The following is a 21590-nucleotide window of genomic DNA, read 5'->3' as shown; positions in this document are numbered from 1 at the left end:
GATAAGGAAAAAAGAGATGAAATAGTATCAGCAGGAAGAAAGATAGTTGCTGTGGTAGATGCACTTACAGAGGATAAGGGAGCAGATAAATTTGATATATATAAAGCAGGTTTAAGAGCAATTCATATAGATGAATTAAGAAAAGATAAAGAAAAAGAATTTGCTTTTATTGATGATGAAAATACAGCACCTTTAGATAAGCTAAGAGCTTTAAGAGAATTACAATCAGAATTATATAGAAGAGAAGGTTATGAGGGTGCCTTACCGGAACTTTATTTAACAGATGAGCCTAATTCTTTTGCAGTAGATGGTAAAAATGGAGGAACCAGAAAAATATTTATATCACTAAATGATTTAAAAAGAGGTAATCCATCAGCATTATTATATGGACATGAGAATGCGCATTTAGTTTATTATGATAAAGATGAAGAGATAGCAAAATATGCAGAAACAAAGATAGGGGAAAGTAAATCTAAAAATAAGTTTAAATCAAAAGAGCAGGAAGAATATCTATCAAATTTAAGAAAGAATGTATCTATAGATAAGACATTGGAAGAGCAGTTTAGTTTAGCTAAGAGTATTCCGAGTGAAGATAGGGAGAATTATGGAATAGAGCTTTATACATCAGAAGCATATTCATTTGGAGGAAGAATGTCAAGAACTCAATCATTTTTTACTTTGTTAGACAAGAAAACTGAAACATTAACAACATATAATGTAGGAAGCACAAGTATAGGATTTGGCTCATTAGATATAGGAGTAAGTGCAGAAATAGGGTTATATTTAGATGATAATATTGAAGATTTATCAAAATTGACTACTTCAATTGGTGGTAGTAAAACGTTTGGGGGTATGAGTTTGGGAGCAGATTTACTTTTTAAAAAAGAAAGTTATATCCCAAGAGGTATAAGAATTTATGTAGGAAAAGGAGCTTCTACCCCATTTAGCTATGAAGGGCACACAACTTTTATAGAAATAGGAACACCACAAAATATAAAAGTGGATAAAGAAGGATATGAAGTTTTTAAAAATTTCTTAAAAGAATCCAGAGAAAGTGGTGGTGAATGGTAATGGATAATGTCAATATTAAAATATCAAATGAAAAAATTTATATAAAAAAAGGATTTTTAAAAAAAATTTACTTTTTTGTATATTACTTAATTATAATATTTTTATTTATATTTTTAGCCTTGGGAGAGCTATCAACAATTTATTTTTTTAATAAAGCTTTAGAAATCATTAATAACATTCCTCTTATAGTGTTTTTAATAAAATTAAATTATGTAATACTATTTTTTTCTATTATTTTACATACGAATTCATTTGGACTTGCAATGTATTTAGAAATAATAGTTTGTGATGAAGAAATAAGAATTTTTACTCCAAATTATGATACTAAATTTAACTATAATTTTTTAAATGAAATAAAAATTTCTCCATTTTATGGTTATACATCTCTACGTTATAAAAATGCAACTTTTAGAGGTGATTTTAAAGATAGAAGTACAATAAAGTTTATTACAAAAGATGGAAAAGAGTATGAATGGGGTTATTCATTATCATATCAAAAAGGAATGGAGATAAAAAGAATATTAGAAGAAAGAATAAAAGAAAAAGAGGTATAAATTTTTTCTAGCTAGCTCAAATAAATATTGAGCTAGTTATTAAAAGATTTATAGTTTAAATAAAAGAAGTGAGAAGCTAAAAAATATAATATATTTCACTGATGAAAGACTTTCACGAATTAAAGATGGTACAGTTGATATGACTGTTGGTGGTACAACAGCAGTAGGTTCAGCAATAATAATAGCATCTTCAGTAGGAGTTGACACAGTAAGTTTTGGAACAACATTAATTCCATCAACAGGAGCAAAAGTAATAGGAGCAACAGGGTTAATAGTAGGAAGTAATAAACTTATATCAGGAATATCACAAATATTTAATGGAGTATATGGAAGAGAAGTAAAAAAAGGGTTAAACCCAATAAAAGATACATTAATATATGTAAATCCAAGTGTAGAATATAGGGATTTTTATAATGCTTTAGAAGTAGTAACAGAAGTAGGGGTAGGTCAATTAGCGCCTTATGCTATTGGGGTTAATAAAGATAAAATAAATCCAAATAAACAAAATGGAAATAACTTATTCTATGATGGAAGAAAGGTATATACTGAAAAAGAATTAAATAATTTAGAGAAAACTACGGGTTCTCCAAACAGAGGTATTGAATATATCTATGAAAAACCTAGAGGAAATGAAAAAGCACAAGCATTCCAGTCAGGAACAACAGGTTCTGTATCAGATGTAGCAACTAAAAATAACATAGTACCTGCACTTAGATACGACAATCCTAACGAAAGAGGAAGAAGCTATATAAAATTTGATGGAATAGAAAAAAATGGAACTTATCTAATAGATTCTAAAACTAATATTCCTTATTGGAATAAAAAAGCTATGGGTACAACATTTAGTGATACTTTAAAAAGAATAAATGAAGCTAAAAAGCAAAATCCAGATATAAAAGTAATTTATGAATTTCCAAATAATGCAGCTAAAGAAAAATTAATAAAATGGATTGAGACCCCTGGAAATGAAAACTATAAAAATACAATAGATTGGGATGATTTAGTCTACAAATTTAAATCAACATATAAATTAATAAACTATGAGGAAATAATAACTATTGATTTACCTAAAGTAATAGAACTATATGATTCGTATATAGTGGATTGCTATATTGCATACAGTCTTGCCTATAAAGAAGGAAGAACACCGGAAACACTTAAATATAAAGACCCAATAAATCCAGCATATAAAAAGTTAAAAAGTATGGGTATTACACCAAATAAATTAGGAGAAAATCTCTTTATACTTCAACCGGTAATGTATTTTAGCGGAGAAATGTGCAAAGAAGTATTAAAGCTAAGAAGAGATGAAATAATAAGAAGGTTGGAGGGAAAAGCAAAGAAAGTATTATCAATACTGGATGGAGTTTACATAATATTTAATGATAAAGTTGAAATGAGTTATGATGAATTTTTAGAAATGAATAATACCTTCAAACCAATTTTAGATTTAATTTAATAATTTAATAAATTTTTTCTAGCTAGCTCAAATAAATTTTAAAAGATTTATAGCTAAGATGAAAGAAATTAAATAAAGAAGGCAAGAGAAAAATTGAATAAAAGAAATTACTCTATCAATATATCGAATTGTGATACAATAAGGAAAGAATCCCAGGATATAATAATTCTACCATAGTAGAAAGAGGAATGTAAAAAAGATTATAAAAGATGACTTAAAGAAATTAGGTAGTGAGCTTGACAAAATGATAATTTAGAAATTAAAGTTTAAGAAAGTACTTGAATATAAATACTGAAATTAAAAGGAGGAAAAAGTATGAGTATACACATAGCTGCAAAAAAAGGAGAAATTGCAGAGACAGTTTTATTACCAGGAGATCCAAAGAGAGCAAAATGGATAGCAGAAACCTTTTTGGAAAATGTTTTCTGTTATACAGATATAAGAGGGATGTTAGGTTTTACTGGTACATATAAGGGGGAAAAAATCTCAATTCAAGGAACAGGTATGGGGATTCCATCTGCATCAATTTATATAAATGAACTTATAAAAGATTATGGAGTTAAAAATTTAATTAGAGTGGGGTCTGCTGGCTCTTATCAAAAAGATATAAAAGTTCGTGATATAGTCATTGCTATGGCAACATCCACAGATTCTTCTATAAATAATAAAAGATTTAATAACGCCAACTTTGCACCAACTGCAAATTTTGATTTATTTTTTGCCGCTTTAAAAATAGCAGAAGAAAAAAATATAAAAATCAATGCTGGAAATATTTTAACTTCTGATGAATTTTATACTGATGATCCTAACTATTATAAAAAATGGGCTGATTTTGGTGTCTTAGCAGTTGAAATGGAAACTGCAGCTCTTTATACTATAGCTGCTAAGTATAAAGTTAAAGCACTTTCTATACTCACAATTTCGGATTCTTTAGTTTCTTCTGAAATAACAAGTGCAGAAGAAAGAGAAAAAACATTCTTTAACATGATAGAATTGGCACTAGAAACTGCAATAAAAATATAAAAAATACATGGAATTTATGCTTTTTTACATAAAAAAGTAGGGCTTGTTGCAATTTTAAAAATTTGCAGCAGCCCCTTTTTTCAATTATAAAAGCATTATATTCATTTGTTTACAAATTTCATGTACTTCATGTGACCAAATAGAAGCTTGTACTTCGCCAATATGTAATTTATCTAAGAAAAACATACAAATACGAGATTGCCCAATCCCTCCTCCAATAGTATATGGTAAAACTTTATTTAAAACCATTTGATGATAAGGAGTTCCTCTTCTATCTTCGCAATTAGCTAATTTTAACTGTTCGTCAAGTGAAGTTTCATCTACTCTAATTCCCATTGATGATAATTCCAAACCTATTCCTAGAGGCGGATAATAGAAAAGTATATCACCATTTAAACCCCAGTCATCATAATCAGGTGCCCTTCCATCATGCCTTTCTCCTGAAGCAAGTTTAGCCCCTATTTTCATAATAAATACTGCTCCATATTCTTTAGCAATAGCATGTTCTCTATTTTTAGGCGTAAGTTTAGGATATTTATCTTCTAATTCCTGTGCTGTTATAAAGAATATTTCATCTGGAAGTTTTTTAGAAAGTTGAGGGTACTCTTTTGTTATATAAGCCTCTGTTTTTTTAAACACTGAATAGATTTTCCTTACTGTTTCTTTCAAATACTCTTCATTTCTATCTTCTTTTTCAATAATTTTTTCCCAATCCCATTGATCAACATAATATGAATGAATAAAATCTGTATCTTCATCTCTTCTGATAGCATTCATATCTGTATAAATTCCTTTATGCGAATCTATATTATATCTATATAATGCCATTCTCTTCCATTTAGCTAGAGAATGAACTATTTCTACTCTCTCTCCACTTTTAGTATCAAAAGAAACAGGTCTCTCTGTACCATTTAAATTATCATTTAATCCTGATTCGGGTATTACAAACAGAGGAGCAGAAACTCTTAGTAACTCCAACTCTTCTGATAATTCTTTTTGAAAAAAATCTTTAACTTTTTTTATAGCTATTTCTGTTTCAACAAGTGTAAGTTTTGCTTGGTATGACATAATAATTACCTCCAATTTTATATTTTTTTATTATATCACTTCTCTAATGTAAATACAATAAAATATTGCTTCTAAGATATCTTTCTAAAATAGCACACACTATAGTATTAAAAAAGAACATAAAAACAAAAAAAAAGTCAATTTAAAAAAAATAACTGGGAAAAAAGAAAAAAATTTGATTTTTTCAACTTTATAATATATCATTTACTTGTACATAAAATTTATTATGATATATTTATTTAGGAGGACTTATTATGAAAAAGATAACACTTATGGCTATTCTTTTAAGTTTAGCATTAGTAGCTTGTGGTGAAAAAAAAGTTGAAGAAGTTAAAGAGGCTGCTACTCAAACAGTTGAGCAAGTAAAAGAAACTGCTACTGAGGCTGTGGCAGAAGCTAAAGAATCTGCTGAAAAGGCAGTTGAAAGTGCTAAAAATGCTGCTTCTGAAGTTATAGCTGATGCTAAAGCTGCAATGTCTGATGCTTTAAAATTTAAAGCTGCTGATGGAACTGAATATAGTTTAGATATAACTGGAGATAATGCAGTTTTAAAGACTTCTACTGGAAAAGAATACCCATTAAAAGCTGCTGTAACTGGAAGCGGAGTAAGATTTGCTGATGAAAAAGGAAATGAAATTCACTTCAAAGGTGATGAAGGTGTAGTTAATTTAGATGGAAAAGAAACTACAATTAAAGCTTTATCAGAAGATAATGCTGCAATGATGTCTGATGCTTTAAAATTTAAAGCTGCTGATGGAACTGAGTATAATTTAGATATAGCTGGAGATAATGCAATTTTAAAAACTTCTACTGGTGAAGAATTTCCTCTAAAAGCTGCTGTTGCTGGAAGTGGAGTAAGATTTGCCGATGAAAAAGGAAATGAAATTCACTTTAAAGGTAATGAAGGTACTGTTAAATTAAATGGAAAAGAAACAAATATAGAAGCTGTTAAATAATTTCTATTAGAAAAGCTGATATAAGTTCAATACTTATATCAGTTTTTTATTTACTTGGATTAATTTCTATGTTAAAATTATATTGAAATTTTTTAATTAAGGGGGATTTTTTGTGGCAGGACATAGTAAATGGGCAAATATACAACATAGGAAAGGTGCTCAAGATAAAAAAAGAGCTAAACTATTTACAAAATTTGGTAGAGAGTTAACTATAGCTGCTAGAGAAGGTGGAGGTGACCCTGCATTCAATCCTAGACTGAGACTAGCTATTGAGAAGGCAAAAGCTGGAAATATGCCTAAAGATATATTAGAAAGAGCGATAAAAAAAGGCTCAGGAGAACTTGAAGGAGTAGACTTTATTGAAATGAGATATGAAGGTTATGGACCAGCTGGTACAGCTTTTATAGTAGATGTAGTTACTGATAACAAAAATAGAGCTGCCTCTGAAATAAGAGTTGCCTTTTCTCGTAATGGTGGAAATTTAGGTGCTGATGGAGCTGTTGCTTGGATGTTTAAAAAGAAGGGACTTATTTCTCTAAAAGCAGATGGGCTTGATGCAGATGAATTTATGATGGTAGCATTAGAAGCAGGAGCTGAAGATGTGGTAGAAAATGATGGTTATTTTGATGTAATAACTGATTATACCCAATTTCAAGAAGTATTAGAAAATTTAAAAACAGCTGGCTATTCTTATGAAGAAGCAGAATTAGAAATGATCCCAGATAATAAAGTACAAATAAATGATCTTGAAACAGCTAAAGCTGTAATGAAACTTTTTGATGCTCTAGAAGATTTAGATGATTCTCAGAATGTTTATTCTAACTTTGACATAGCTGACTATATTTTAGAGCAATTAGATTAATTTTATAATTTAAAAATGTGGGGCATTGAGCCCCCTTTCTTATATAAGGAGTTTTTATGCTTGAAAATTATAAATATCTGTATTTGCCCCTTGAAAAATTAGGTGCAAAGTTCCTTACAGAGAAACAGCTTAAAAATTTAAAGACTTTAAACATAGAAACAGTTTATGATATATTATATTATTTTCCTAGAGCTTATGATGACAGAACAAATATAAAAAAAATTGCTGAACTTTTTTTAAATGAATATGTTGTTGTAAAAGCAAGTATTTTAACAGTTAATTTTATTAAAACTAAAATGGGAAAAACAGCAGTTAGTGCTAAGGTAACTGATGGAAGTGGAATACTTGAAATTTATTGGTTTGGTATGCCATATTTAAAGAGAACTTTAAAAATCGGAGAGGAGTATATTTTTATAGGAGAAACTAAAAGGGCCAGTATTTTTAGACTAATTAACCCTGAATATAAAATGGCATCCTCACAAACTAAACACAAAATAGATGAAATTTTACCTATTTATAATTCTAATAAAAATATAAGTCAAAGTAATTTGAGAAAAATTTTTGAAAAATTTATCGCTTCTTTTATTGAAAATATAGAAGAAAATATTCCTGAGAAAATACTTAAAAAATATAATATCATGAGGAGAAAAAAAGCCATAAAAGAAATACATTTTCCAAGTAATATTAAAAATATTGAGGAAGCAAAAAGAAGATTTGCGATTGAAGAACTTCTTATTTTAGAATTAGGTATATTGAAAAATAGATTTTTAATAGAAAATTCAACTAAAAAATATATTTTAGAAGGGAAAAAAGAACAAGTTAAAACTTTTTTGACTACATTAACTTTTAGTTTAACTATGGCACAAAAAAGAGTAATTAAAGAAATATATGATGAGATCGCTAAAGGAAAAATAGTGAATAGACTTATACAGGGTGATGTTGGCAGTGGTAAAACTATTGTTGCAATAATAATGCTCATATATATGGCAGAGAATGGTTATCAAGGAGCTTTAATGGCTCCTACAGAAATATTAGCTAATCAACATTATTCTGGAATAAAAGATAAATTAGAAAATTTAGGATTAAAAATTGAACTTTTAACCTCTAACATAAAAGGAAAAAAAAGAATAGAACTTTTAGAAAAAATTAAAAGTGGAGAAGTGAATATTGTAATTGGAACTCATGCACTTATTGAGGAAGCTGTTAGTTTTAACAAATTAGGATTGATTGTAATAGATGAACAACATAGATTTGGAGTAAATCAACGGAATAAACTGAGAGAAAAAGGTTTTTTAGGAAATCTTTTGGTTATGTCTGCTACGCCTATTCCAAGATCATTAGCTTTATCTATCTATGGAGATTTGGACTTATCAATAATCGACCAATTACCACCTGGAAGAAGTCCTATAAAAACAAAATGGATAAATAATTCTAGTGACTTAGGTAAAATGTATGATTTTATTTTAAAGAAAATTCAAGAAGGCAATCAAGCATATTTTGTTGCACCCTTAATAGAAGAAAGTGAAAAATTATCTTTGAAATCAATCGTAAATTTAGAAAAAGAAATATTTAAAAAATTTCCAAATAATAAAATTGCTATCATTCACGGAAAAATGAAGGCAAAGGAAAAAGATGAAATCATGTTAAATTTTAAAAATAAAAACTATGATATATTAATTGCAACTACAGTTATTGAAGTTGGAATTGATGTTCCTTCCTCTACAATTATGTCCATATATAACGCTGAAAGATTTGGACTTTCGGCATTACATCAATTAAGAGGAAGGGTAGGAAGGGGTTCGAAACAATCTTATTGTTTTTTGATTTCGGAAACTAATACAGAAAGTTCAATACAAAGACTATCAATAATGGAAAAAACTCAAGATGGTTTTAAAATAGCTGAAGAAGATTTAAGACTTAGAAATTCTGGAGAAATTTTTGGACTCAGACAAAGTGGTTTTAGTGATTTAAAATTCATAGATATTATTTATGATATAAAAACTATAAAATTAGTACGTGATGAATGTATGAACTATTTAAAAGAAAGTAATGGAAAAATAATAGATTCCTATCTAGCTTATGATATTGAAAAAAAATTTGAAAAAAATACTATAAATAATTAATTTAAGTGAAATTTATAAGAGCTTATTTTGCAAAACTTTTTTTAGTATGTTAAAATGAAATATAAAATTAAGTCAATACTGGAGGAAAAAATGAAATTTACTAAAAGTTACATTAAGACTTTAAAAGAAACCCCTAAAGAAGCTGAAGTAATAAGCCATATACTTATGTTAAGAGCTGGAATGATAAAAAAATTAGCAAGTGGAATTTATTCTTATTTGCCACTTGGTTATAGAGCTCTTAAAAAAGTTGAAAACATAGTTCGTGAAGAAATGGACAATGCAGGAGCTTTAGAAGTTCATATGCCTGTGGTTCAACCATCAGAACTTTGGCAAGAAAGTGGAAGATGGTCTGTTATGGGACCAGAAATGTTTAGATTAAAAGATAGGCATGAAAGAGATTTTATATTGGGACCAACTCATGAAGAAGTTATAACTGATATTGTCAGAAATGATATTTCATCTTACAAATCTCTACCCATAAACCTATATCAAATTCAAACTAAATTTAGAGATGAAAGAAGACCCAGATTTGGACTTATGAGAGGCAGAGAGTTTCTAATGAAAGATGCATATTCTTTTCATTGTTCTGAAGAATCATTAGATGAAGAATTTGAAAATATGAAGGCTGCCTACACTAAAATATTTGAAAGATGTGGTTTAAAATTTAGACCTGTTGAGGCTGATTCAGGGGCAATTGGGGGAAGTGGTTCGCAAGAATTTCATGTATTAGCTGAATCTGGAGAAGATGAAATTATTTATTCTGATGCTTGCGATTATGCTGCTAATATTGAAACAGCAACTAGTAAACTAATAAATCCACCTAAAGAAGATGCAAAAGAAATAGAACTTGTATTTACGCCCAATTCTCCTACAATTGAAAAATTAGCTGATTATTTAAATATTCCCCTATCAAAAACTGTTAAATCTTTGATGTATAAGGATATGGGAACTGATGATTTCTACTTAGTTTTAATCAGAGGAGACTTTGATGTCAATGAAGTAAAATTAAAAAATGCAATAAATGCCGTAGCTATTGAGTTGGCAAGTGATGCTGAAATAGAAAAACTTGGTTTGGTAAAAGGTTATATAGGACCCTATAATTTGGCAAATAAAAATATAAAAATTATAGCAGATTTATCAGTAATAGATCTTTCTAATCATATAGTTGGTGCACATAAAAAAGATTATCATTTTATAAATATTAATTATAATAGAGACTATAAAGCTGATATAGTAAAGGACATAAGAACTGTAAAAGTTGGAGAAATTTGTCCTAAATCAAATGGAAAGCTTCATAGTGCTAGAGGTATTGAATGTGGTCATGTATTTAAACTTGGTAAAAAATATTCTGAAGCCTTAGGTGCTACTTATTTAGATAAAAATGGTCAAAGCCAAACTATGATTATGGGATGCTATGGTATAGGTGTATCTCGAACTATGGCTGCTGCCATAGAACAAAATTATGATGAAAATGGAATAATTTGGCCTGTAGCAATAGCACCATATGTTGTGGATGTTATTCCTGCAAATATAAAAAATGAAACACAATTACAATTAGCAGAAAATATTTATGAAAATTTAAAAAGAGAAAATATAGATACTATGCTTGATGATAGAGATGAAAAGGCAGGTTTTAAATTTAAAGATGCTGATTTAATAGGTTTTCCCTTTAAGATTGTTGTAGGAAAAAAAGCTGAAGAGGGAATTGTTGAGCTAAAAATAAGAAAAACAGGTGAAACCTTTGAGGTTTTTAAAGATGATATAGTTATAAAAATTAAAGAATTAATGAATAAGTTCTAAATAAAAAAGCTGGAATAAAATCCAGCTTTTTTAGTGGAAAGATGTAAAGGCAAAACTCATCATTTCCATAGTTTTTGATATTACTCTGAACACCCATCATCTTCTATTTGTCTTTCAATGTTATGAAATGTAAAATTTAAATCTTAAAAAAAATATGAAATATAAATCGGATTCGTAAATATTCGATAAATTTTAGTTGGAAAATAGAGATTACCTAGCGAATCTTATTTCTTTGCTTTTAATTCAATTTCAATATAAGTACTTGAATTTATTGAATCTATTTTTTGAGATAATTCATTCACTTTAGTTTCTAATTCCCTAGCTTCTTTTCTCAGCTTCTCTTCATTTAAAACCCCATATTGAACAACTCCAACTGCATTTTCAACCTTTGTATAATTGGATCTCAAAAGATTATTTAGTGTATTTAAATAATTTCTCTTTATTCTAACCTCTTCTAAATAATAGTTGATAGACTTGCCATCTATAATGGTATTTACATTTGATTTAGCAAGAATTGATTTCAATGTTATTATATCTTCCTGTATAGAATTTAATTCCTTTATATCTTCTAGCATTTCTTCCTTTTTTTTAGGATTACTTACATCCTTTCCATTAACATATAAAGGAACCTTATATTCATTTAACGCAGAAGAAAACTCTCTTTCTTTCTCAATTAAAGTTGATAATAAAAATATAGCCTGTTGAATTGTAATTTTTTGCATAATATCACCTCATTTAAAAAAGTTTAATTTAAAAATTTTCTAATTTTTCATATTATATCATAAAAAAATGAACTTTAAATTTTAAAAAATAAAGTTCATCTCATTTTATTTATACCTTACAATGTTTATCTAAGTATTCATATAAAAGTTTAGCAGGGTTAGACATTAACTTCTCTTTTATATATTCATCACTAGGATTTGGTATAAAGCCAGTTGCTATAAGTGTAGAAAGACCATTTGCAAATATCCAACAATTTAAAAATAGTTCATTTCTTTGTTCTTCAGTTAAGCAAGAAAATCTTTTATCTTTTTTTGCTTCGTCATGTACTAGATCTAAAAATTCATTCATTAGTGCTCTTTCAACACTCTCTATTAGAAAAATATTTGAAAATAATTTTCTTTCCTCTCTTGCAAAAATAGCTACTCCCATCCCAATATCTAAAAACATTATGCCAGTTCTCACTGTAGTTATATAATCCATAAACAATTTTTTAGCTCTATTTACTAATTCTTCTTTTAATAAATCCATTGAGCCAACAGAACTATAAATAGGAGCAGGCGAAGAATTAAGTGCTTTAGCAACATTTCTTGCAGTAATACTGTCTATTCCTTCCTCCTTAAATATTTCAAAAGCTTTTTCTATAATTGCTTCCTTAGGAAAAACAACTTTTTTTGGCATAGTCCCTCCTATATATAATTTAAAAATCTACATATAAAATATTAGAATTTTTTAGTTAATGATAATCCAATAGCAGTTATAGACTTTTTATATTTTTGGTTTTCATTTACTTTATGTCTTTCTTTAAATGTTCCTTCAGAAGTTCTATATATAAAGTGTGCTACAGATGCTGTTAAATCTAATGTTTCATCATATTTATATCTTAATCCAGCTCCTAAAGTTGTTGAATCTATCGCAAATTCTGTATCATTATAAGAAGATGCTTTTGCACCAGTCTTTGCATAGTTGACACTAGCAATTAAAGTAAATTTTTCATTTAATTTATATTCATTTCCTAAAGCAAGTTCCCAACCATTTCTATAATCAGTCCCATGTGAATTTCCAAATTTATCTGTAATTCTATCCATTTTTGCTTGACGATTAAAGTATAAATTACCAGCAGCTGATATCATATATTTTTCATTTACCTTATAAGATGCACCCAAAGAAAGTATAGCTGGAAGATCTCTTCTTGTTTTACTATTAGGTGTGTATTGTGGATAGAAACTAGAAAAACCTATATTTTTCCCTATCAAAGCGCTTGTTTGTAGTTCATTTTCACTTCCCTTAGCTTTAAAATTCATTTTAACTCTTGAATCATATCTAGCAGCTAAATTTAATTGCTCATTTACTTTATAGTTAAGCCCTAATTGGAAAGCATATCCCCATGCTTCCCTTTTAGAATTTAAATTTCCTTCTAGTGTAGTTGGTATTCTACCAGCAAGGGCATTTAAAATTGCAGGAGGGGCATCTGGATTTAAACCTACTTTTAAATCTCCAGATAATTTTCTAGTTCCGTGAACAAGTCTAGCAGCAATTGAAAATGATAATTTATCATCTACATTAAAAGCTCTACCTAAAGTTAATTGTTCATATTGATTTGAACCTTTCACTTTAGTTCCCTTATCATAAATTCCTAAATTTTTTACTCCTAATCCAGAAAAAGATGGTGGAACATTTCTACTTATTGTTTCCATAGCAACATCAAGACCAGATACTCCATTATATTTTAGCTCTCCACCACCACCTAAGGCACCAAAAGTTAAAAAAGAAGCTCCTTTATTATCAACAGAATAAAGAGTAAAATTAGGTATTGCTTGTCTTAATTTTGCTGTGTGTTCTTTGCCTTTATATGACATAGTTTCATCACCCATTGCATATTGTATTCCTGCATGTATGTATTTACCTTTTTCTAATCTTCCTGTTCCAGCTGGGTTATAATAAGCTGACACATTATTTATTATCCCTGTTTGTGCTTGATTTGCTAAATAATCTGGTGAATAAGTTTGTATGTGATCTATTGAAGCACCGTATGCTGATGCTGCTAACAATAGAGATGTCAGTAAATAAATTTTTTTCATTTTTCCCCCTTATTAAAAATTTTTATATTTTATATTAAATAACATATGTAATATAACATCTTTTATTAAATAAAAAATTAAAAAATGATTAAAATTTGTTAATTTTTCTTAACTTTTATTTGACCATTCCTATAGGCATTTAGCAATTTTTTTAAATCATTAATTTGATTTTGAATTTCCTTACCTATATCTGTATCTTTAACTCGCATTCTTTTTTGTTTTTCTTCAACTATAATATGTGAAGAAACCATATCAATTTCATTTACTACCGCATCTTCTTTTGAACCAAAGGTAGTATGTGAAGCTAATCTTATACCATGTGAATTATATATTAAAGTATAGCCCGCTATACCTGTAGTTTTTTGATATGCCCTTGAAAAACCTCCATCAATTATTAGAAGTTTGCCATTTGCTTTTACTGGACTTTCCCCCTCTTTAACCTTTACGGGAATATGACCATTTATTATATGTGACATACTTGGATTTAAACCAAATTCTAATAAAACTTTATTACATACTTCTTCACTATTTATGAATTTATGATAAGGATTTTTATATTCTTTATGAATAGTCTTATCATCAATAAAATATCTTTCAAAAGTTCTCATAACATCTTTTCCAAAAAGTGGTGAATATTCTCCAGACCATAGGTACCACAAAAAATCTACATATTTTTTATTCCTATTTGTATTTTTTCTATCGAAATATGTAATTCTTACTATGCTATCAATTTTATCTAATAAAGCTTTTCCTTTATATTTTTCTCCATCTATTTCAAATTCAGAAAACTCACCATTTTCTTCCATAGGCACACAGGCATGATAAAGCAAATTTGAATTATGTTTTAGATACATGGAACCCTTATTAAATAAAATTTTTATATGTTTTTGTAATTTTTCACTACTCATAAATGAAAGTTTCAATTTTTCTAAAATTTCTGCTTCTTCTGGTAAAAGTTCCAAAGGATTTTTTGGATTTGTTGTAGGAAAATTTTTATCATTTAATAGAAATTTCTTTCCATCAATTAATATTTCTCCCTTCTCATAATCAATATTTTTTAACAATTCTCTCGATGACATTTTAAAATCAGGATTTCTTTCGGAATATATACCCTCAGTTTTAAATTGAATTATACTTATAGCCTTATGCATCTGTGCAATTAAATCTGTATCTATTCCCTCTTTTGCCCTAAATTTCTTACACTCGTCATTACCATAATATTTGATTGCAAAAGTAGCAAGAGGCAGTAAATTTATACCATAAGCATCTTCTAGTATTTCTTTATTATTGTATCTACAGCATATTCTAATAACATTTGCAATACAAGCTTTATTTCCCAGAGCAGCTCCCATCCAAAGTATATCATGATTTCCCCATTGAATATCGTAGTTATGATATTTTTCTAAAGTATCCATTATGAGATGAGGGCTAGGTCCTCTATCATATATATCACCCACGATATGAAGATGATCAATATTAAGTCTCTGTATTAAATCTGATATAGAAATTATAAATTCTTTAGCACGATTTATTGAAAGAATAGTATCAATTATTGCTTCAAAATATTCTTTTTTATTTTTTAAATTATCATCCTCATATAAAAGTTCTTGTAATATGTACTCAAAATCAGCTGTCATAGCTTTTCTAACTTTAGATCTTGTATACTTAGAGCATACTAACCTACAAACTAATAACAATCTATTTATAGTAGTTATGTACCATCTATCTAAATTCATACTTTTCTTTTTATATTCTTTTTGCACAAGTTCAACTTTTTCTTTAGGATAATAAATAACAGTTGCCAGCTCTCTTCTTTCATTTTCTGTCAATGTATCTGAAAAAATATCATCTATCTTTTTTCTAATAGTACCAGAACCATTTCTAAGTATATGATTAAAAGCCTCGTATTCTCCATGTACATCTGTTAAAAAGTGTTCTGTTCCCTTAGGAAGATTCATAATAGCCTGTAGATTTATTATTTCAGTAGAAGTTTCTGCAATATTTTTAAAGCTTTTTGAAAGTAGTTCTAAATATTTTATTTCACTCATACTTACCATCCTTTCTAAAATAATTGTTTTTTTATAAGTTCTTTATAATATAATTTAGTAACATTGGTTTTAGTAAACCTTCCAACCACTTTTATCTTATTATTTTCTCTCCTTATAACTGGTATTGCATCTATTTCATGAGCTATAAGTTTTTTTATTACTTCTAAAATATCATCTTCTTCATAACAACATACTAGATTTGGCATTCTGGTCATAATCATATTAACAGGAATTTTTTCTATATTTTTTCCATTAAGAACGGATTTTAGTAAATCTTTTCTTGAAATAATACCAACTAAATTATCTCTATCAGTCACTAAAAGAGTACCTAAGTCATGACTAAATAGATGAATTATGGCATCATATACAGAAGTCTTTGCATCTATTGAGTTTTGAGGACTCATAACATCTTTTACTTTATTAGCTGTGCATTCTTTTTTGTAACTATAACCTTTTTTTGTCTTAGAGGATATCAGAGATAACTTTGTCAAAATCGAAAAATCTGTTCTTAGAGCAGACTTTGTAAGTCCAATTTTTTCTGCAATTTCGTCTCCTGATATTGGCGAAGTTTCTTTTATGATTTCTAAAATTTTTTGCTGTCTTTCACTAAGTTTCATATGACTAACTCCCTTTTTTAATGTTCATTTATTATAAAATATAACATACTTTTTATATAAAAACAATATTTTTGCCATTATATAATGTACACTATATTATCTAGTGTTTATTTTTTATTGACAATAAAACAAAAAGGTACTATAATTGCTAAGAAATTACTTTATACTTTTTTGAACTTTATAAGGAGAAAAAATGGTTATAGGATTTGACATAGGTAATACACATATTGTAACAGGTATTTATAATGAAGCAGGTAAATTAATTTCTACATTTAGAATAGCAACTAATGACAAAATGACAGAAGATGAATATTTTTCATATTTCCGTAATATTACTGAATATAATAATATTTCTATAGATTCTGTAAATGATATTTTAATATCTTCTGTTGTTCCAAATATAATTACAACTTTTCAGTTCTTTTCGAGAAAATATTTTAATGTTGAACCTTTACTTGTAGATATAGATAAAGTATTACCCTTTACTTTTTCTACAAATATAAACAATACTGGTTTTGGAGCCGATAGAATTATTGATATTGTAGAAGGTATGAAAAAATATCCCAATAGAAATTTAGTTATTTTTGATTTTGGAACTGCAACTACCTACGATGTTTTAAAAAAAGGTGTCTATGTGGGGGGAGGAATACTTCCTGGTATTGATATGTCTATAAATGCACTTTGTGGGAATACTGCTAAATTACCTAGGGTGAAATTTACATCGCCTAGTAGTATCTTGGGTACTGACACTATAAAACAAATTCAAGCAGCAATATTTTTTGGCTATGCTGGTCAAATAAAACATATAATAAAGAAAATTAAAGAGGAAATTAAAGAAGATATATTTGTTTTAGCTACAGGGGGTTTAGGAAAAATTCTTTCTGCCGAAATTGATGAAATTGATGAGTATGACTATGACTTAAGTTTAAAAGGTCTTTATAGTCTCTATGAACTAAACAAAAAAAAATAGCCCTAGGGCTATTTTTATTTTTTAAAAAATTCTCCAATCAAACTATACATATTGTAATGGTCATCTACTCCGCCCAGCTCTCTAACAGAATGCATTGAAAGTAGGGGATTACCCATATCTATTCCAGGTATTTTTATCTGTGATTGAGTTATAGGGCCTATAGTTGAGCCACCTTTTAAATCCGAACGATTCACAAAAGTTTGAACAGGGATTTTTGCATCTTTAGCTAATTTTTCTATTACAGCTCTTGAATATCCATCTGTTATATAAGCCTTATTAGCAGCCATTTTTATCACTGGTCCTGCATTCAATTTTGGTTCATTTGTAGGATCTGATTTTTCTAAGTAGTTTGGATGTATTGAGTGAGCAGCATCTGTTGAGATTAAAAAAGATTTAGAAAGTGCTCTTTCATACTCTTCATCATCTAATTCCAATGAAAAAGCAATTCTTTCTAATATTGTTCTCAAAACAGGACTATCTGCTCCCTGCATAGTATTTGAACCTATTTCCTCATTATCAAAAGCTGCAACTACACATGTATTAGTTTTAACTTTATTATCAATAAGAGCCATAAGTCCCGCATGAACAGCAGCTAAATTATCCAACCTTCCTGCTGAAATAAATTCATTGTTAATACCTAAAAAACATGCCTTTTCTCTTGAATATAATGTCAAATCGTAGCTTAGAATTGTATTTTCTTTGACATTTAAATAGTCTGCAATTATTTTTTTCAAAGAAAAATTTTTTTTATTATCAATGCTTATTAAAGGAAGAGTTTCCTTCTGTGCATTAAATGCAACTCCATTATTTACTTCTCTATTCTGATGAATACAAAGTGAAGGAATAATTAACAGATCCTTATCATAATTTAAAAATTTTTTTATAGGTTTAAATGGATCTTTAGATTCTATAAAAACTCTACCACTTATCGACAGAGGTCTATCAAACCAAGTATAGAAAATTGGTCCACCATAAACTTCTGTATTTAAAATAACAAAATCCTTCTTATTTATTTCTGGATTAGGTTTAATTAAAAATGAAGGGCTATCTGTATGTGAACCAGCTATTTTAAAACCTGTTTCATCTAATTTTTTGCTTCCAATTGTAAAAGCATAAAAACTACTATCATTAACTACTACAAAGTATTTTCCACCCTTTTTCAATTTCCATTTTTCATCTTCAAATAGTTCTGTAAAACCATTTTCCAAAAGTAAATCTTTTGAATTAATGCAAGCAAAATAATTGGAAGGGCTAGCATCAATAAATTTCATCAAATGTTTTGCTAAATTTTGTTTATTCATATCTTTTCCTCCTGTTTTTAAAACATATTTTTTATTTAAATTTTTGATATAACTATACGATAAATATTCTAAGTATATCATTTCAAATAACTTTTTCTTATAAATATAGTAGTATATTTAATTTTAAAAAGCAAGTTAATATAACAATAAAGTTTTTTCTTTTATATTATTAGAATTTTCAGCTTTACAATTTATGATAAAAATGGTATTATTTAAAAATAATGAAATTTTATTTTTAACTATTATTTTGTTTTGATAAAAAAGATGGTGATCTTATGACTAAAAAAAAAGTTATTATTGTAACAGGCTTAAGTGGTGCAGGAAAAACGACTGCACTTAACATTTTAGAAGATATGGGATTTTATACAATTGATAATCTTCCTTTAGGATTAGAAAAGTCTTTATTTGATATCAATTTAAAAAAAATAGCTGTGGGTATAGATATTAGAACTTTTAAAAAAATTGAGGATTTTTTTAATTTTAGAGAACTTATTTTGAAGGCAAACTTAGATTTAAACATAATTTTTTTAGAAGCAGAAGAATCTGTAATACTAGGAAGATATAATTTAAGTCGAAGAGCTCATCCTTTGAAAGAAAATACTCTTCTTAAAAGCATAAAAAAAGAAAAAGAAATAGTTTTTCCTGTTAGAGAAATTGCTGATTTAATAATTGATACAACAAATTCACGACCTATAAATCTTGAGGAAAAAATAAGAGCTAATATCAACCTTGAAGAAAGTCATGCAACTTTAAATCTTCATCTTCAATCTTTTGGCTATAAATATGGTATACCCCCTGATACTGATCTTATGTTCGATGTAAGATTTGTTCCTAACCCCTATTATATAGAAGAACTAAAGGAAAAATCAGGTTATGACGATGATGTAAAAAACTATGTTATGTCGCATGCTGAAAGCATAAAATTTTATAATTTATTAAAAGAACTCTTAGAATTTTTAATTCCTCAATATATAAAGGAAGGGAAAAAGCATTTAACTATATCTATAGGTTGTAGTGGTGGAAAACATCGTTCAGTAACCTTTATAAATAAATTAGCAGAAGATCTAGTAAAATTTTCTTACTTGAATGTTTATATAAGTCATAGGGAGAAAGAAATTGGACATTGGTAAATTTAATATTCCAGAAAACTCTGGAGTATATTTAATGAAAAAAAATAATAAGGTTATCTACGTTGGAAAGGCAAAAAATTTAAAAAATCGAGTATCTTCATATTTTAATAAGACCCATGAAGATTTTAAAACTTCTGAACTTATAAAAAATATAGATGATATAGAATTTTTTATAACTAGCACTGAAGTTGATGCCTTACTTCTAGAAAATAATTTAATAAAGAAATATAAACCTAAATATAATATTCTTTTAAAAGACCAAAAAACATATCCTTTTATAAGAATTAGTAAGGAAGATTTTCCTAATATTAAAATTGTGAGGACAACTAAAGCACTAGATATAAAAAATGCTGAATACTTCGGTCCTTATCCTCACGGTGCTTGGAAATTAAAAAATATTTTTATGAAGTTATTTAAAGTCAGAGACTGCAATAGAGATATGAAAAAAGTATCCTCCCGTCCCTGTTTAAAATACTATATGAAAAGTTGTACAGCTCCCTGTGTATATAAAAATATAATTTATGAATATAACCAAGAAGTTGATAGTTTGAAGGAAATTTTAAAGGGAAATACTAGTAAAGTAATTAATTTATTAAAAGAAAAAATGGCTTTTTCTTCTAAAAATATGGATTTTGAAAAATCAATAATTTATAGGGAGCAAATAAAAGAATTACAGAATATTCAAAATTCTCAGCTAATTCAATATACTAGAGAGTTAGATGAAGACATATTTGTTTTTAAAGAGATAAATGATAAAATTTTTATTTGTGTTTTGAATATGAGAGAAGGAAAAATTTTAGGCAAAGACTCTACTTCTCTTGAATTAAAAAATAAATTCACAGATAATATTTACGAAACTATTTTTATGTCTTATTATTCCAAACATATACTTCCTAAAAGCATTGTTTTAGATGCCCAATATGAAAGAGATTTCGAGCTTATTATTAAAGCTTTATCAAAAAACCAATTTAATAAAAAAGAATTACATTTTCCTAAAATAAAGAGTAGAAGAAAAGAGCTTTTAGATATGGCATATAAAAATTTAGAAAGGGATTTAGAAGCTTATTATTCCAAAAAAGATACTATAGAAAAAGGAATCAAGGAACTTTATTATAAGCTTTCTTTAAAGAAATTTCCTTTAAAAATAGAGTGCTTTGATATATCTAATATACAAGGTAAGGATGCTGTAGCATCAATGTCAGTTTCTATAGAAGGACGAGCAGCTAGAAGGGAATATAGAAAATTTAAAATCAGATGTAAAGACAGTCCTGATGACTTTTTAATGATGAGAGAAGTTATTGAAAGAAGATATTCCAAACTTGATGAAAAAAATTTTCCTGATACCATCTTAATTGATGGCGGTTTAGGACAAATAAATGCAGCAGCAGAGGTATTAAAAAAAATAGGAAAATTTGGTTTGAGTGATTTATTAAGTCTTGCAGAGCGTGAAGAAGAAGTATACAAATATGGTGAAAAAACACCTTATAGATTTAGTAAAGATAATGAAGCCTTGAAAATTCTTCAAAGGGTCAGAGATGAAGCACATAGATTTGGTGTTGCTTACCATAGTAAACTTAGAAGTAAAAGAATCATCTCTTCAGAATTAGATAAAATTGAGGGCATTGGTCCTGCTAGAAAGAAGATTCTGCTTAATAAATTTTTAACCGTTTCAGCTATAAAAAAGGCTTCTATAGAAGAACTTTCGGAGTTTATCCCTAAAAAAATCGCTGAAAAAATAAAAAATAACTTATCCTAATTTTATTATTTATAGTATAATAAGTGAGATTAGTTAAACTGGATGGTGAAT

The 21590-nt window shown here is 27.8% G+C and carries 18 protein-coding genes; 11 read left to right on the top strand and 7 right to left on the bottom strand.

The annotated features are described in order from the left end of the window. From Q4A58_RS03390 to deoD, 4 genes are all read left to right on the top strand, one after another. A partial coding sequence (locus Q4A58_RS03390) for a hypothetical protein (RefSeq protein WP_303116577.1) occupies window positions 1-1071 on the top strand: 1071 nt, incomplete at its 5' end. Further along, window positions 1071-1625, top strand: coding sequence for a hypothetical protein (locus Q4A58_RS03385; protein ID WP_303116576.1), 555 nt, complete (start codon window positions 1071-1073; stop codon window positions 1623-1625). The genes Q4A58_RS03390 and Q4A58_RS03385, both read left to right, overlap by 1 nt. Before the next feature lie 139 nt (window positions 1626-1764). Next, window positions 1765-3084 carry a hypothetical protein gene (locus Q4A58_RS03380; protein WP_303116575.1) on the top strand — a complete coding sequence of 440 codons (1320 nt, stop codon included), beginning with the start codon at window positions 1765-1767 and terminating at the stop codon, window positions 3082-3084. Between the two features lie 315 nt (window positions 3085-3399). Then, window positions 3400-4107, top strand: coding sequence for a purine-nucleoside phosphorylase (deoD, locus tag Q4A58_RS03375; protein ID WP_303116574.1), 708 nt, complete (start codon window positions 3400-3402; stop codon window positions 4105-4107). 84 nt (window positions 4108-4191) lie between these two features. Here deoD and asnA read toward each other — a convergent pair whose 3' ends face one another. Next, window positions 4192-5175: an aspartate--ammonia ligase gene (gene asnA / locus Q4A58_RS03370; RefSeq protein ID WP_303116573.1), complete on the bottom strand. Its 984-nt coding sequence runs from the start codon at window positions 5173-5175 to the stop codon at window positions 4192-4194. 254 nt (window positions 5176-5429) lie between these two features. Here asnA and Q4A58_RS03365 point away from each other — a divergent pair, with 254 nt between their 5' ends. The 4 genes from Q4A58_RS03365 (at window position 5430) to Q4A58_RS03350 (ending at window position 10916) form a co-directional block, all read left to right on the top strand. Then, complete coding sequence (locus tag Q4A58_RS03365) at window positions 5430-6131, top strand: MliC family protein (RefSeq protein ID WP_303116572.1); 702 nt, start codon at window positions 5430-5432, stop codon at window positions 6129-6131. A 112-nt stretch (window positions 6132-6243) separates the two neighbouring features. Then, entirely contained in the window at window positions 6244-6993 is a 750-nt protein-coding gene (locus Q4A58_RS03360; RefSeq protein ID WP_303116571.1) for a YebC/PmpR family DNA-binding transcriptional regulator, read from the top strand. A 56-nt stretch (window positions 6994-7049) separates the two neighbouring features. Next, window positions 7050-9116, top strand: a complete 2067-nt coding sequence (gene recG / locus Q4A58_RS03355) for an ATP-dependent DNA helicase RecG (protein ID WP_303116569.1) — start codon at window positions 7050-7052, stop codon at window positions 9114-9116. A gap of 90 nt (window positions 9117-9206) precedes the next feature. Continuing rightward, complete coding sequence (locus Q4A58_RS03350; protein ID WP_303116568.1) at window positions 9207-10916, top strand: proline--tRNA ligase; 1710 nt, start codon at window positions 9207-9209, stop codon at window positions 10914-10916. Window positions 10917-11140: 224 nt separating this feature from the next. Here the strand turns inward: Q4A58_RS03350 and Q4A58_RS03345 are convergent, their stop codons facing one another. The 5 genes from Q4A58_RS03345 to Q4A58_RS03325 all read right to left on the bottom strand — a co-directional run bounded on the left by Q4A58_RS03345 (window position 11141) and on the right by Q4A58_RS03325 (window position 16382). Continuing rightward, entirely contained in the window at window positions 11141-11638 is a 498-nt protein-coding gene (locus Q4A58_RS03345; protein WP_303116566.1) for a hypothetical protein, read from the bottom strand. 109 nt (window positions 11639-11747) lie between these two features. After that, entirely contained in the window at window positions 11748-12317 is a 570-nt protein-coding gene (locus Q4A58_RS03340) for a TetR/AcrR family transcriptional regulator (protein ID WP_303116565.1), read from the bottom strand. Between the two features lie 41 nt (window positions 12318-12358). Next, window positions 12359-13717 (bottom strand): OmpP1/FadL family transporter, encoded by a 1359-nt coding sequence (locus Q4A58_RS03335; RefSeq protein ID WP_303116564.1) that lies wholly within the window; start codon window positions 13715-13717, stop codon window positions 12359-12361. A gap of 98 nt (window positions 13718-13815) precedes the next feature. Continuing rightward, a complete protein-coding gene (locus Q4A58_RS03330) occupies window positions 13816-15765 on the bottom strand; it encodes a fructose-1,6-bisphosphatase (RefSeq protein WP_303116563.1) in 1950 nt (649 codons plus the stop codon). A gap of 14 nt (window positions 15766-15779) precedes the next feature. Further along, on the bottom strand, window positions 15780-16382 hold the full coding sequence (locus Q4A58_RS03325; protein WP_303116562.1) for a helix-turn-helix transcriptional regulator: 603 nt from the start codon (window positions 16380-16382) through the stop codon (window positions 15780-15782). A gap of 193 nt (window positions 16383-16575) precedes the next feature. Between Q4A58_RS03325 and Q4A58_RS03320 the strand changes: the two genes are divergently transcribed. Further along, the gene (locus Q4A58_RS03320; protein ID WP_303116561.1) at window positions 16576-17352 is read left to right on the top strand and encodes a type III pantothenate kinase; all 777 of its coding nucleotides are present in this window, start codon (window positions 16576-16578) and stop codon (window positions 17350-17352) included. A gap of 14 nt (window positions 17353-17366) precedes the next feature. Here Q4A58_RS03320 and Q4A58_RS03315 read toward each other — a convergent pair whose 3' ends face one another. Beyond that, window positions 17367-18653, bottom strand: coding sequence for a M18 family aminopeptidase (locus Q4A58_RS03315; RefSeq protein ID WP_303116560.1), 1287 nt, complete (start codon window positions 18651-18653; stop codon window positions 17367-17369). A 275-nt stretch (window positions 18654-18928) separates the two neighbouring features. Here Q4A58_RS03315 and rapZ point away from each other — a divergent pair, with 275 nt between their 5' ends. Beyond that, entirely contained in the window at window positions 18929-19783 is an 855-nt protein-coding gene (rapZ, locus tag Q4A58_RS03310) for an RNase adapter RapZ (RefSeq protein WP_303116557.1), read from the top strand. Further along, complete coding sequence (uvrC, locus tag Q4A58_RS03305) at window positions 19770-21539, top strand: excinuclease ABC subunit UvrC (protein ID WP_303116555.1); 1770 nt, start codon at window positions 19770-19772, stop codon at window positions 21537-21539. The genes rapZ and uvrC overlap by 14 nt, the downstream gene beginning before the upstream one ends. Window positions 21540-21590: the final 51 nt, after the last annotated feature.

The sequence above is a fragment of the Fusobacterium sp. genome (genome assembly GCF_030528405.1).
In the GTDB taxonomy this organism is placed as follows: Bacteria; Fusobacteriota; Fusobacteriia; order Fusobacteriales; family Fusobacteriaceae; genus Fusobacterium.
This window is presented reverse-complemented; position numbering and strand designations above follow the sequence as displayed.

Coding starts and splice junctions, on each gene's coding strand:
- Q4A58_RS03385 (WP_303116576.1), top strand. CDS start 1,071: ATGGATAATGTCAATATTAAAATATCAAATGAAAAAATTTATATAAAA.
- Q4A58_RS03380 (WP_303116575.1), top strand. CDS start 1,765: ATGACTGTTGGTGGTACAACAGCAGTAGGTTCAGCAATAATAATAGCA.
- deoD (WP_303116574.1), top strand. CDS start 3,400: ATGAGTATACACATAGCTGCAAAAAAAGGAGAAATTGCAGAGACAGTT.
- asnA (WP_303116573.1), bottom strand. CDS start 5,175: ATGTCATACCAAGCAAAACTTACACTTGTTGAAACAGAAATAGCTATA.
- Q4A58_RS03365 (WP_303116572.1), top strand. CDS start 5,430: ATGAAAAAGATAACACTTATGGCTATTCTTTTAAGTTTAGCATTAGTA.
- recG (WP_303116569.1), top strand. CDS start 7,050: ATGCTTGAAAATTATAAATATCTGTATTTGCCCCTTGAAAAATTAGGT.
- Q4A58_RS03350 (WP_303116568.1), top strand. CDS start 9,207: ATGAAATTTACTAAAAGTTACATTAAGACTTTAAAAGAAACCCCTAAA.
- Q4A58_RS03345 (WP_303116566.1), bottom strand. CDS start 11,638: ATGCAAAAAATTACAATTCAACAGGCTATATTTTTATTATCAACTTTA.
- Q4A58_RS03340 (WP_303116565.1), bottom strand. CDS start 12,317: ATGCCAAAAAAAGTTGTTTTTCCTAAGGAAGCAATTATAGAAAAAGCT.
- Q4A58_RS03335 (WP_303116564.1), bottom strand. CDS start 13,717: ATGAAAAAAATTTATTTACTGACATCTCTATTGTTAGCAGCATCAGCA.
- Q4A58_RS03330 (WP_303116563.1), bottom strand. CDS start 15,765: ATGAGTGAAATAAAATATTTAGAACTACTTTCAAAAAGCTTTAAAAAT.
- Q4A58_RS03325 (WP_303116562.1), bottom strand. CDS start 16,382: ATGAAACTTAGTGAAAGACAGCAAAAAATTTTAGAAATCATAAAAGAA.
- Q4A58_RS03320 (WP_303116561.1), top strand. CDS start 16,576: ATGGTTATAGGATTTGACATAGGTAATACACATATTGTAACAGGTATT.
- Q4A58_RS03315 (WP_303116560.1), bottom strand. CDS start 18,653: ATGAATAAACAAAATTTAGCAAAACATTTGATGAAATTTATTGATGCT.
- rapZ (WP_303116557.1), top strand. CDS start 18,929: ATGACTAAAAAAAAAGTTATTATTGTAACAGGCTTAAGTGGTGCAGGA.